Source organism: Sphingobacterium sp. UBA5639 (assembly GCF_002421245.1).
GTDB lineage: Bacteria > Bacteroidota > Bacteroidia > Sphingobacteriales > Sphingobacteriaceae > Sphingobacterium > Sphingobacterium multivorum.
In genome coordinates this window covers 271,678-284,963 of the sequence record NZ_DIJR01000002.1, presented here as the reverse complement: position 1 = coordinate 284,963, position 13,286 = coordinate 271,678, and the positions used below count along the sequence as shown (strand labels likewise).

Below are 13,286 nucleotides of genomic sequence, written 5' to 3'. Positions count from 1 at the left end.
TCAGATTTTGAAGGGTTTTTTATTGTTTTTAGTTGAACAGTTATGCCGATGGAGCATATTTTATTTCATAATAAATAGGGGAATAAATACATTTTTTATTATATTTGATTGTGAAAAATGTCTGTAGATAAGAGTGTGTCTTATCTACACTAAGTAATGAAAATAAATTATAGTCTAATAAAGAGATGAGTTTAATTATCGATGTTCATGCGCGTCAAATTTTGGATTCGCGCGGTAACCCTACAATTGAGGTAGATGTTACTACACAAAATGGTTTTGTTGGTCGTGCAGCTGTTCCTTCAGGTGCTTCAACTGGTATTCACGAAGCAGTAGAATTACGTGATGGTGACAAGTCAAAATATCTAGGAAAAGGTGTTTTGAAAGCTGTTGAGAATGTAAACACTAAAATTGCAAAAGCGCTAGAAGGTGTAGATGTTTTCGAGCAAAATGCCATCGATAAAATCATGATTGATTTAGACGGTAGCGAAAATAAAGGAAACTTAGGCGCAAATGCTATTTTAGGAGTTTCTTTAGCTGTAGCGAAAGCTGCTGCACAAGAGTCACGTCAACCATTATACCGTTATATCGGTGGTGTAAATGCGAACACGTTACCTATTCCTATGATGAATATCATCAATGGTGGTTCACACTCTGATGCACCTATCGCATTTCAGGAATTTATGATCATGCCTGTGGGTGCGCCTTCATTCTCTGAGGCTTTGCGTTGGGGTACTGAGGTTTTCCATACGTTGAAAAAAATCTTACATGACAGAGGTCTTTCAACTGCAGTAGGTGATGAAGGTGGTTTCGCGCCAACTTTTGAAGGTACTGAGGATGCCATCGAAACAGTTTTGAAAGCGATTGAAATTGCCGGTTACAAACCTGGTCAAGATGTTTGTTTAGCGTTGGATTGTGCTTCTTCTGAGTTCTACAAAGATGGTAAATACGATTATACTAAATTTGAAGGTGATAAAGGAGCTGTGCGTTCTAGCGAAGAGCAAGCAAGCTATTTGGCTGAATTAACAGCTAAATACCCTATTATTTCTATAGAAGATGGTATGGCTGAAGATGATTGGGCTGGTTGGAAAACATTGACTGACAAAATCGGTGACCATGTTCAATTAGTAGGTGATGATCTTTTTGTTACCAATACAAAACGTCTTCAACAAGGAATCGATACTCATACAGCAAACTCAATTTTAGTGAAAGTAAACCAAATTGGTTCATTGACTGAAACAATCAATGCGGTTACTTTAGCTCAAAATTCTGGTTACACTTCTGTGATGTCACACCGTTCGGGCGAGACTGAAGATGCGACTATCGCTGACTTAGCTGTAGCACTGAACTGCGGTCAGATTAAAACTGGTTCTGCTTCACGTTCTGATCGTATGGCTAAATACAACCAATTGTTACGTATTGAGGAGGAATTGGGTGGTAATGCACGTTTCATCGGTAAAAACTTTAAATACGCTAAAAAATAAGCGAAAGCTTATTTTTTATATAAAAAGCCGAAGTATTTTCTACTTCGGCTTTTTTTGTGGGCAAAATATGCTGAATGATTTTTTCTATAGTTGGCTTTAGCACCGGAACTGATATCCTGTCTTAGAATAATGTATTTCCTGTGTTTTTGTTGGGATAGGTTAGATCCAAGTCGAATGTTGTATTCAGTTTTTTGATAAAATGTGTTGCCAGTAATGGCGATTCTATCTCAATATTCTGGTGGATAAAGAAATACAGTTTTTGCAACCCGTTTTCGCGCCATAGTTTCAGCACATCGATCCATTGATCTAGGCGATCGTAATCTGACGCGTGGTTGGCACCTACATACCGTATAAAAGCAGTCGGTGTGGTTAAGCGCATATGGAGCATGTCTCTACGGCCTGCGGTATCGACCAGTACGTTGGTCACGTTGGTTTCCTCCAGCAGCGCATAGAGTTCTTTTGTTACTTCGGGTTTGGAAAACCAATCTTTATTTCGTACCTCTAAGGCTAGAGGGACTTCTTTTGGCCAGTCATGAAGAAATAGTTTTAGACGGGCCATATCCTTTGGACTATAATTGTCGTGCATCTGTAAAAAGGCCATTCCTAGTTTCTCATCGAAATGAACAATGGAATCTGTAAACAACTTCACTTTATCACCCGTATTTAATAATCTGCTAAAATGGCTGATGGATTGTGGTATTTTAGGGAAGAACTTGAAGTTAGCAGGTGTTTTCTTTTTCCAGGTCTCTACCTGGTCTATGCCAGGTGAATTGTAGAATGTAGCATTGAGTTCAACGCTGTTAAACTGTGTGGAGTAATAAGCAAGTTCGTCTTTTGTACCTCTGGGATAAAAGCCTTTTAAATCTTGTTTATTCCATTTTGCACAACCTACATATACATCAAAAGGCTTGTCATTTTTGAAATGCTGCAATAGGTTTAAAGTTTCTGCTGGAGTAGGGGGAAGGGTAAAGTCGATTTCCTCAGGATGTTCTACTTGGCCGAATTTCATATTAGTTTTTTCTGACCATGTATACGGTGTTTAGTCGGTTGTTGGCCCCGAGGTTCAGCGCATTGAAATCGCTTTGATTTAGGATGTGCATCGACTGTAGACCAAGATCAATGAGAATAACACCAAGAATGAGACCCCAATAGGTATAGCCAAAGAGGGTAAATAATAACCAGCTGAATAACATCAATAAGATCGCATATAAGATGATTTTTGCTTTGCCTATATAAATGGTTAGTTTATTGACAAAAGCAGCGGCAAGCGCACCACAGGCACCTACGAGACCAAAGGCTCCTGCAGTTGCGGGGCCATCAAAAAAAGGTGGGGCCGAAAGATGGAAAACAAGCGTTGTAAAAAATGCGGAAAAAGCCCCAAATCCCATAGCTCCACGAAATGCAGCCAACTGTAATACAGGTTGTTTTCTGGCAAAGTTCCAGACTGATCGCATCAATTCCTGGTAAGAACCTTTAAAATTAGGCAGCACCTCTGGTAGCTTGATTGCTATGGCGATGGCTGTAATGACCATAATTGCTGAGGCTATCCAGTACATTTCGCGCCATCCGAAATAGGAGCCGACAAACCCGCTTACAACTCTAGATAGTAATATACCGATCAGCAGGCCCGACATGACCATTCCGATCGCTGAAGCCTGCTTTTCTTTGCTCGCAAGCTCAGCGGCCATGGGCACAAAAACCTGCGGAATAACGGAGGTGAAACCTATCAGAAAGCTGAATAGCAGGATCGATAGGATAGAAGTGGACATGGCCATACCGACTAAAGAAAAAATAATGAAAAAGAAATCGATCAAGATCATTTTTTTTCGCTTAAACATATCCCCTAAGGGGACGATCAGTAACAGGCCAAAGGCATATCCGATCTGCGTTAACATGGCCGAATTACTGACCATGGCCTCGTCAATATGTAGGTCTTTGGCAATCAGGTCCAATAGTGGTTGATTGTAATAATTATTGGCGACAACCAAGCCTGTGGCGATGGTCATCAGCCACAAGGTTGCTTTGGATATTTCGTTTTCGGAATCTATTGTTTGCGACATGAGCGACTAATGTAATTCATCCCAGAGATCCTGAAATTTCTGTTTCAATGCTGCAACTTCCTGTTCCAATTGTCCAATTCGTTCGAGTAAGGTCTGGTCGTTCGAGGAGCTGCCTGCAGGAACGCTATTTTCATACGCTTCCAGGTTGATATCTCCTAATAAATGAATATAGCGGACTTCTTTATGCCCTATTTGTTTAGGCAGGGACTTCAAGTAGCCTTCTTGTGCCAATTTTTCCAATTGTTCATTGATTTCGCCCAATGATTCAAATTCATAAAGTCTTCCAGAGTTTGAATTAATTTCCCCGGCGGTCATTGGTCCTCTGAGTAGTAATAAGCAAACAATGGTTAATTCGGAAGGAACCAGTGGAAATTGTATGGCAAAATTGTGTTTATACTTTGTTACGCGAGATCCTCCGCCAACAACTGTCGAGATTAAGCCCTTTTTCTTTAATATATCCAATGTAGCGATAATATCTTCTTCTGTATATTGTACAACCGGTTTGCGGGAAGTTTTTTGGTTGCAAGCAGCTTGTAAGCTGTTGATCGTCATCGGATAATATTCTGGGGTTACTTTTGATTTTTCGATTAGTGAGCCTAGCACACGTTGTTCCATGGCAGACAATTGGGGCAAATTAGTTGTTTCCATTTATTTTCAAGAATATAAATTTATGATCGAATGCAAGTATGCTGTTATGGCAACATAACATTGGCTTGCCGGATTGTTCCTTCTCAAAGATGCCCTTTTTCTCCTATAACTCCAAAAGATCTTTTTCTTATCTTCGCATGAGTAATATTAGATTTAAGGTGCTTAAGATAGCTTTTCGTTCAGAATTTGTTCACCCTGTCAAAGAGGGGCATCGTTTTCCGATGCTGAAATACGAGTTGATTCCTTTACAGTTAAAACATGAGGGGATGGCGGACGAGTCTAATTTTTTCAGTCCTGAACTTGCGAGCTTTGAATCATGTTGCCTGGTGCATGATCCAGTCTATGTCAAACAGCTATTTGATTTGACCCTAGATACTAAAATGATCCGAAGAATAGGTTTTCCGTTGAGCCAAAGTCTTGTTGATCGGGAACGTTATATTTTGGAGGGAGCAATTCAAAGTGCTAAATATGCCCTTGAGTATGGTGTTGCTTTTAGCATCGCCGGGGGGACGCATCATGCAGGTTATGATTTTGGCGAAGGCTTCTGTTTGATGAATGATCAAGCTACTGCAGCGGGCTATTTGCTGAAGCACAGATACGCTAGCCGCATCCTCATCATAGACCTTGATGTGCATCAAGGAAATGGTACTGCCCATATTTTTGAGGGGCATAAACAGGTATTTACTTTTTCTATGCATGGCGAGAAAAATTATCCATTTGTAAAACAGCGTTCTTATCTGGATATTGGCTTAGCAGATAACATTCGGGATCAGGAATATCTGGTATTATTGGAAGATAGTTTATCCGATTTGTTTAGGCGGATTGAACCAGATTTTGTTTTTTACCAGGCCGGTATGGATATATTGAAAACAGATAAACTGGGGAAATTAGGTTTAAGTCCCGAGACCTGCAGCCGACGGGATGAATTGGTCTTTCAGATGTGCCATGGATACAATATTCCGGTTCAGGTGAGTATGGGGGGAGGGTATTCTCCCGAAATTAAAGATATTGTCAATGCACATTGTCAGACTTTTAAAATAGCAATAGATTTATATAATTTATAAGATAAGAATATGTTTTTTCACCAAGATGCGACGTTCGAAGCATTGTCTGTTCATCGTGTGGGCAATAAGGCACAAGATGAATTTTATATTTTGTCAGATGCACCTGTTTCTCTTGAAGGAGATGAAGTGTTACCTGGATTGTTGATGCAGTATTTTATGAGTCCTTTTGCGAAGGTGAATGAGGTATACCGCCTATATCATCCTAATGAAGAGTTGGAGCTCAATGAAGTTTTTTATTTTGTAAGACAATATTTTAGAGAGCAGCTTCCATTTCACGATTTCTCACAACAGATTTCAAAACACCTTTATGAAGTATCTACCCATCCAAAAATAAAGGGGGGCGAGGTGTATATTGTTGCCTTAAAGAATGTTCAGATAGAAGGAGAGGAACATGATGCCATTGGTATATTCAAATCCGAAAATAAGGAGACCTATCTGAAAGTGTATCCGGAACAAGGAGCTTTTATGCTGGAATATGAGCAGGAGGCGATCAATATCAATAAACTGGACAAAGGCTGTATTATTATCAATGTAGAAGAAGAAGAAGGTTATAAGGTGCTGGTTCTCGATCAGACAAATCGTCAACAGGAGGCGGTGTATTGGAAGGATGAATTTTTACAACTGCGCGTCCGGAATGACAATTTCAATCAGACAGGTAATTATCTAAAAGTGTATAAAAACTTTGTTCAGGAAAAATTAGACGAGACGTTTGAATTGGAAAAAGCGGATAAGATTGATTTGATGAACAAATCAATGAATTACTTTAAGGAAAAGGAAACTTTTGTTCAAGAGGAATTTGAAGAACAGGTATTGGGTAATCCACAGGCGATAGCGTTATTCCAGGATTTTAAAGCTGATTTTGAAGATGAATTTGACTCTCCATTTCAGGCTAGTTTTGAAATTGCAGATAAAGCCGTGAAGAAGATGGAATCTTCCTACAAATCTGTGTTAAAGCTCGATAAGAATTTCCATATCTATGTTCATGGTAAGCGTGAGTATCTTGAGAAAGGTTATGATGAGGATAAGGGCATGAATTACTATAAGGTTTATTTTGAGAACGAAAGTTAATCATTTTATATTCTATTGAATGGAAAAGCGCGATAGAATAGTTGGTTTCACCGCTGTATTACTTCTAATTGGGATTTTTCTTACTTCTTTGATCGAGAGAAATAGCCAGTGGATTGAAGTATTCTATGCGCGAGGTTTTTACCGCTTTTATAGTTATGTGCCAAGAATTATTTTTGGCAATATTCCTTTTAGCTTAGGCGATCTATTCTATGTCACAGTGGTTATATTTGTGTTCTATTTAGCGGTTAAACTGATCGGAAATTTATGGAGGGGAAGATGGAAGGCGTCTTTTCGCTCGCTTTTGTTTATCATCAATCTGATATTAGGGCTCTATTTTTTCTTTTACCTCTCATGGGGTTTGAATTATTACCGTAAACCAATTAGTACAAATGTACAATTGCAAGTTGATAGCTTAAAGCTGGCCGACTATCTTGTCGTATTGAATAGATTTCTGGATAGTACAAATAGTTTACGGGAAACTGTGGATCCATCGCAGTGGGAAGAGCATAAAGATTCAATTCAAGAGGACTTGAATAATTGGGTAGGACAGGATACGACTTTCGGAGATTTCCTGTCAAGCGGGCACATCGGAGCAAAATCTCCGCTAAATAGTAAAATAGTTTCTCTTTTTGGGGTTTCAGGCTATTTTAATCCATTTACACACGAATCACAGGTTAATACTGTAATGCCTGTAACCTTTATCCCCTTTACAACGGTACACGAACTTGCACACCAGCAAGGGATTGGTTTTGAAGATGAGGCAAATTTTATTGCTTTTGTGCGCTTAGAGCAACATCCCCAAGCTTTTTATCGATACTCAGCTTATCTACAGACGACGCTTTATATGCTACGTGAACTTCAGCACATGTATCCTGATTTAGGAAAAGATTATAAGAGAAGATTAAGTGTGAAAGTATTGAACGATATGGAAAAAGAAAGGTATTTCTGGAGTCAGTATACGGGTTGGGTTGACGATGTGATGGGAATATTTTATAATCAGTACCTGAAACACAACAATCAACAGGAAGGCATCGCGCGATATGATCGGATGACTCGATTAGTATTGGCCTACGAACTTAAAAGAAGAGGATGTAGGTAATAAAATATAGAAATGATAAAAAAGCCGTATTATAGAAGAATAATACGGCTTTTTATGATTTAATAATATTCTTATTGCGTTGAAATAAGTTCAAATGTTCCCTCAGTTCCAGGGCTTCCAGAATAAATCTGTCCCTGAGGCAAGCCTCTCAATCCGGTGGGAGCGGTTTTAATCCGATCATAGATGTTTCTCAACTCTGTGTTTGCATTGACGGCTCGACCGCCTGCTGCTACATCACCATAAATATAATTAGTAGCTTTCTTATTTGTTGTTTGCGGTTTTATACTTCCGTCAATTAAATTGACTTTGACTTTTCCCCCATTTCCATTCGGAAAGGTTTTAGTCCCATTGAAAGCGTCATCTCCTTTTGCAATGATATATAGGGAACCCAATTTTTGGAAATTAGCATTGATGTCAAAGTTGGCACCATTATTCTTTCCATCGGTCCCATAAATCGTTGCTTTATTTCCAATTTCAGCATAACCAATGGTTAGTTTTACATTTTTCTTGCCGTAGAATGATAGGGCAGAATTATCTTTCATGATCAAGGTATCAATATGCATAACAACCGTAGAGTCCCTGCTATCGATATTTTTTTTTGCCTTTTTGCCAATTTCCAGTTTAGAAATATGTTGTGTTTCTTGTGCTTTTCCTGTTAAGGCCATTGCAAAGCAAAGAAAAAAGCCTAGAATAATTTTAGATTTCATAAAGCTTTAATTAATTGTGACTACTAGTGTTTGACAAATTAAAGGCAAAAGAGTTTAAATTTTAGCGAGATATTTTACGATCAATTTGGCCGTTTTTTCCGAAGCACCAGGAGAACCTAGCTTTTCTGCCAGAATATCATAGTTTTCCATCACACTTGCTCTATGCTCTTTATTATTGATCAGTTCTCCTACTTCATAGGAAATATCGTATGCAGTACAGTCCTCCTGAATCAATTCCCTCACTGAGAGGAAATTATTAATTAGATTCACTAATGAGATAAATTTGACTTTGATGACTATTTTTGCTATCCATATCGATATTGGATTGGCTTTATAGACAACAACCTGAGGTACTTTGAGTATGCCTGTTTCAAGTGTGGCCGTTCCACTTGTAACGACAGCTGCATCTGCGTTATGGAGAATATCGTAGGTTTGATCAAAGATTACTGGAATATCAATACCTTTAAAGAACTGCTTGTAATAGGTTTCTTCAAAATTTGGGGCGCCCGCAATGACAAATTGATGGACGGGAAAGAAAAAGGGGAGTTCTGCCATGATTGGAAGGAGGCTTGCAATTTCCATCTCCCGGCTCCCTGGTAAAAGTGCGATAAGCGGTTTTTCTGAAAAGCCGTGCTGCTCTCTAAATTTTGGATTGAAATTATAGTTTGAAATTGCATCTAATAGTGGGTTGCCCACGTAATCAACCGGCATGCGCCACTTTTTGTAAAAGTCGACCTCAAAAGGAAGAATACAAAACATATGGTCGACGATACGTTTGATTTTCTTTACACGTCCCTGGTTCCAAGCCCACACTTTAGGGGAAATATAATAGCATGTTTTGATTCCATGCTTTTTTGCAAAATCAGCAATTTTCAGATTAAAACCAGGGAAATCTATCAGAATAACAGCGTCCGGTTTTTCTTTTAGCAGATCATTTTTGACAAGTTTGAGATTCTTTGATATCTTATGCAGGTTTTTCAAAACTTCGATAAAGCCCATAAAAGCCATTTCTGAAGTGTGTATCAGCGCTTTTTTCCCAGTCTCTGCTTGCATAAGATTTCCTCCAACGATTTGGAAAGTCGCATGAGGGTCTTCAATTTTTAACGCTTTAATAAGATTGGCACCGTGTAGGTCCCCTGAAGTTTCACCTGCAATAAGATAGTATTTCATATGTCAATGATTTATTCTTTAATGATCATATGGAATATCCTTTTTATCGTTAAAACTGCGTTTAGTCTCACGAAAGGATATTTCATTGAAATGATCGTTTTTGAACTGTTAAAGATAAGATTATTCTAGGTATATGATGACTTTGAACATATTATTCCATATCTTTAATTAAAGAAGTTCAACTTTTGAAGAAAATATCCTAAGTATAAAAGCTAAATAGTATTTTTGTCTTATGCAACGATTGTGGTCTTTAATAAGAAATAAGTATTTGTTAGCCGCTTTGGCTTTTCTCGTGTGGATGTTATTTTTTGATCGAAATGACTTTGCCACGCAGTATAGCTATCAAAAGCAAAAAGCAAATTTAGAGAGTGAGCGATCTTTCTATCTGAAGGAAAATGCGGCGATCATTAAAACAATTAATGATATTCGATCAAATCCGCAGGAAGTACAGCGTATTGCGCGTGAGAAGTATAAGATGAAAAAGGATAATGAGGATATTTATGTTATTTCTAAAGTGGCACCTAAAGAAAATCCTTAATATTACGGTATAGACTAAAAATAAAACAGCGGCCATCATGTTTACATGACGGCCGCTGTTATAAAAAGTATATAGATATGGGTATTTTAATTTGCAGCTTGAGCGACTAAACCAATGTATAACGGCTTCTTCTCATCATTTGCTTTCCCGATGAGTATCAACGAATAATAATAACCTTCTGCCAATTTAATATCGCTACGTGTTGCAATGGTCTTGCCTGTTTTATCACGAGCTGTGACAGTGAATGTACCACTCTTTTGAGCGATAAATCCCTCGTGAGCACTTGCCGAATTCTGAGTTTCCTTTGCTCTATTTGTCCATTCTGAAGGAGAAGTCTGATCGCCTATTTTTAAGCTAACCATATCTGTACCTTCAGCAAAATTAAAGAAGCGTAAACCGGTCTCCGTATTTTTAATATCCTTATTAATTCTATCCGTAGTGATTACTTGTATGGGTTTGGTTTTAGTTCCAAATAAAAAGGATGTATATATGGTGCTATCTTTGATTGTAACCGTTGTATCTGTTAAGACGCTGTTATATTCGGCAGAAATTGCTATTTTACGTGCTCCCGTAAATAAGCCTACTTGTGCATAACTTTTGAATCCCAATGGATAATTGGGGTTTTGAAGTGCTCCTCCGTCTGCGTAATAAATAACTGCATTAGCATCGCTATAGCCGTTAACCATCGTAAATAATGCACCAGGAATTGGTTGATCATCATTATCTTTTAGGCAGCTTGTTAGAAAGAAAGCAGCTAATGCAATAGCAATAAAATTAAAAAATCTATAGTTTTTCATAACCGTGTAATATTAAAATCTATTTTTTTTGTGTGAAACACATTGCGCTTGTGTTTTCTATTATACGGAGATAAGACACACTTTGCTACAGCAATCTGCGAAAATAATAAAAATTGTGGTTTTATTGTTATTAGTAAACCTAGTATAAAGATTCTTTTATTAATTGAGATTAAGAGGTGATATTATAAAGATTATAAAAAAAAAAGCCAGTAAGCATGATAAATAATGCTTACTGGCCGATATATTTTAATAGTAAATCCTTAATATTTGTATACCGGAACCATTACGATTTCAAAGTTATTATTGTAAACTTTATTAAAGTTGGATAATGAATATACATTTTTAGCTGTTGCTTTGATGTCATCTTGCTCTGCTGAGTAAAAAGGTGGCGGGCCTGGATTTCTTGGATTAGTACCTTCCCTCCTTGTAGCCACGTGATTTACATATTTTGTAGCAGATTCTCTTCTTGCCTTGGTCTTAAGATCTACTATAAATGAATTTATCTGAGTATCTTCCAGTTTGTTTCCAGAAATTAGTACTGCGTCGCCAAAACTAACTAGAGCATCACCTATAAAATCATTTTCTTGTGTTCTTTGAACGGTAGATGTTACTTCTTGAACTTTTTCAGCAGAGGCTCCAAATTTAAGTCCTATTTTTTTCAATATCCCTGTAGCAGGTTCTATGGAAAAATTAGTAGCAAATTTGGTAGAAACTTTTTCGCTGTCAATATAAGTAGTTGCTTTGTCATTTTCTCTTACTGATATTTTCCAGGTGTAACCCATATGTTGTAGATTCCACTCCTTAATTGGAATGTTACAGTAATAGTATTTTGGTAAAACTTCCTTAAAAGTATAAACAGTGGTGTAATCGCCGAGTCTAGGATTTCCATAACCTTGTGTCGTATACTGTACATCAAAGAGTTCTATTGCTGGAATTGAGAGAACTTGTGAAATTGCTGATCCGCCACCTTGTACATCACTGGTGACAACATCTATCTGTACGTCGAAGTTACCTTCTGTCCACATTTTGGCAGTAGAATAAACCTGTTCGCTAGTAGTGATCGTAAAATTTGTATTATAAGTTGGATCTCCTTCATCTTGTATTATACTTAATGCGCTTGGATTAATTTTTATTGCCATTATACTTTCAGTCATTGTTTGGTTTAAGCCTCCCTTCGCGTCTGGAGTATTTTCTAAATTATAATAGATATAATCTCTTTGCCAACCTCCATTTTGTGGCAAAAATTTGTTATAGGCATCTGTTAAAATTTGTGATGTTTCAAAATAATAAGGAGCGTCAAATGAATTGGAAGCTGTATTTGCTGAAGCCAACCTAGCTGCAGATGCGTTTAACTTTGAAATCGATTCTGCTTTAGCTTCCGAATAGGGCTTAGTTGGATTATTTATGCCATCATAAGCTTCATGGACGAATTCGAGCTGAGTTGTACTTAACGGTGACTTGCTTGATGCTTTTATCCCAGCGCCACGCTTTCTTATTCTTTCGTTATTTTTCACTACTAAGGTGGGGAACCCAGGGACTTGTCCGTTCTTTAAGGTCATACTCTTTTCACCATTTAAATACATGTCCACATCTGTGTTATTTACATAACCAATCATCGGTATTTGGTTTTCAGTGGACCAATTGTGGGGAGTAAAACTATCATTTGGTAATGTCGGGACAAGGACTGTGATTGTAGGAAGTTCTGTTTCAATTTTTGTAATGGCACCTTTGAAAGTTTCATTTTCAATTAAAATATCCCTGAATGTTTTATTGTCAGCTATTTTTTCGTTTTTGCATAATTCATATATAACATCAAAGTCGTTATCTTTCTGTTTTAATGCTTCGGCCTTAATAAAGTCTCTTAGAGGCTTATTTTTGTTTACTGCCTTGGACAGAATTATTGAAAAGGTTTGCAGATTGGATTTCTCAGTCGAACTCTCCGTATTGACCATATTTTCGGATTGATTTTGTATATCTTTTTTACAAGAAATGTTTAAAACGAATACAGAAAGAGGGAGAATTAAAAGGCTTTTATTCATATATATTATTTATTTTTTGTAATTAAATTTTGCTTCTTATTTATCTAAAATTAAGTTTTGTGTTTTATTATTAATACTACACAAATGTGTAGATTTTTTAATAATATTATTTCTTTTAGAGGTTTGTTTTTTAATGTGTTTATGAGAGATTAATGTAGATGTCCATGGACGGGAGAAAAACATCATGTTTCGCACTGATGACATCCTTCATGGGAATATCAACAAAAATGTTATACGATAGCGGATTAAGAGAGTTTTCGCCGAACCATAAGCTTGTATTAAAGAATCCTAGAAGTTGACCAATATTTTCTGAACCACCCTAAAAATAAAGTAGTTAAAGCCGGAAAAAAGTAAACTGCATTATATTATACTTGGACTATAAGGCCGAGGTTAGATGAAGAATAGTATGTGGAGAAAATATCCATAAGATCTGGTATTTAGTTGAACAGGGAATAACAGCACAAAATTATTTATTCGCTGTATGAGTATATCAAATTACTACATTTAACATAGCTTTTACAAACGAATCTATGGTGACAATCAATATTACGCTGTGTGCTGACGCATTCAATTTAAAGATGATCAATTAATGGAAGATCTCTGTTTTCTATATTC

At 37.2% G+C, this 13,286-nt stretch carries 12 protein-coding genes; 5 read left to right on the top strand and 7 right to left on the bottom strand.

Translation table 11 applies throughout. From position 1 onward, the window contains the following. Positions 1-185 precede the first annotated feature (185 nt). Complete coding sequence (eno, locus tag B4Z90_RS02090; RefSeq protein ID WP_046675452.1) at positions 186-1,481, top strand: phosphopyruvate hydratase; 1,296 nt, start codon at positions 186-188, stop codon at positions 1,479-1,481. A 121-nt stretch (positions 1,482-1,602) separates the two neighbouring features. Here eno and B4Z90_RS02085 read toward each other — a convergent pair whose 3' ends face one another. From B4Z90_RS02085 to B4Z90_RS02075, 3 genes are read right to left on the bottom strand one after another with little or no spacing between them, the layout of a single operon-like run. Further along, positions 1,603-2,490 carry a DUF72 domain-containing protein gene (locus tag B4Z90_RS02085; protein ID WP_112376112.1) on the bottom strand — a complete coding sequence of 296 codons (888 nt, stop codon included), beginning with the start codon at positions 2,488-2,490 and terminating at the stop codon, positions 1,603-1,605. Between the two features lies 1 nt (position 2,491). Then, positions 2,492-3,541, bottom strand: a complete 1,050-nt coding sequence (locus B4Z90_RS02080) for an MFS transporter (RefSeq protein ID WP_286801306.1) — start codon at positions 3,539-3,541, stop codon at positions 2,492-2,494. Positions 3,542-3,547: 6 nt separating this feature from the next. Continuing rightward, on the bottom strand, positions 3,548-4,189 hold the full coding sequence (locus tag B4Z90_RS02075) for a YceH family protein (protein ID WP_286801304.1): 642 nt from the start codon (positions 4,187-4,189) through the stop codon (positions 3,548-3,550). Positions 4,190-4,326: 137 nt separating this feature from the next. Here B4Z90_RS02075 and B4Z90_RS02070 point away from each other — a divergent pair, with 137 nt between their 5' ends. The 3 genes from B4Z90_RS02070 to B4Z90_RS02060 are packed head-to-tail and all read left to right on the top strand — an operon-like array spanning position 4,327 to position 7,420. Next, the gene (locus B4Z90_RS02070) at positions 4,327-5,253 is read left to right on the top strand and encodes a histone deacetylase family protein (RefSeq protein WP_286801302.1); all 927 of its coding nucleotides are present in this window, start codon (positions 4,327-4,329) and stop codon (positions 5,251-5,253) included. Positions 5,254-5,262: 9 nt separating this feature from the next. Further along, positions 5,263-6,321, top strand: coding sequence for a nucleoid-associated protein (locus tag B4Z90_RS02065; RefSeq protein ID WP_286801300.1), 1,059 nt, complete (start codon positions 5,263-5,265; stop codon positions 6,319-6,321). Positions 6,322-6,340: 19 nt separating this feature from the next. Then, positions 6,341-7,420 carry a DUF3810 domain-containing protein gene (locus tag B4Z90_RS02060; RefSeq protein WP_286767142.1) on the top strand — a complete coding sequence of 360 codons (1,080 nt, stop codon included), beginning with the start codon at positions 6,341-6,343 and terminating at the stop codon, positions 7,418-7,420. A 71-nt stretch (positions 7,421-7,491) separates the two neighbouring features. Here the strand turns inward: B4Z90_RS02060 and B4Z90_RS02055 are convergent, their stop codons facing one another. Both B4Z90_RS02055 and lpxB read right to left on the bottom strand, forming a co-directional pair. Then, positions 7,492-8,127 (bottom strand): hypothetical protein, encoded by a 636-nt coding sequence (locus tag B4Z90_RS02055; RefSeq protein WP_286801298.1) that lies wholly within the window; start codon positions 8,125-8,127, stop codon positions 7,492-7,494. A gap of 54 nt (positions 8,128-8,181) precedes the next feature. After that, a complete protein-coding gene (lpxB, locus tag B4Z90_RS02050) occupies positions 8,182-9,297 on the bottom strand; it encodes a lipid-A-disaccharide synthase (protein WP_286801296.1) in 1,116 nt (371 codons plus the stop codon). A gap of 232 nt (positions 9,298-9,529) precedes the next feature. On the opposite strand from lpxB, the gene B4Z90_RS02045 reads away from it, so the two are divergent. Beyond that, positions 9,530-9,835, top strand: coding sequence for an FtsB family cell division protein (locus tag B4Z90_RS02045; RefSeq protein WP_286801294.1), 306 nt, complete (start codon positions 9,530-9,532; stop codon positions 9,833-9,835). Between the two features lie 86 nt (positions 9,836-9,921). Here the strand turns inward: B4Z90_RS02045 and B4Z90_RS02040 are convergent, their stop codons facing one another. Together B4Z90_RS02040 and B4Z90_RS02035 are read right to left on the bottom strand one after the other, a co-directional pair. Continuing rightward, positions 9,922-10,632, bottom strand: a complete 711-nt coding sequence (locus B4Z90_RS02040) for a DUF4397 domain-containing protein (RefSeq protein ID WP_286801292.1) — start codon at positions 10,630-10,632, stop codon at positions 9,922-9,924. Between the two features lie 260 nt (positions 10,633-10,892). Then, positions 10,893-12,671, bottom strand: a complete 1,779-nt coding sequence (locus B4Z90_RS02035) for a hypothetical protein (protein WP_286801291.1) — start codon at positions 12,669-12,671, stop codon at positions 10,893-10,895. Positions 12,672-13,286 lie beyond the last annotated feature (615 nt).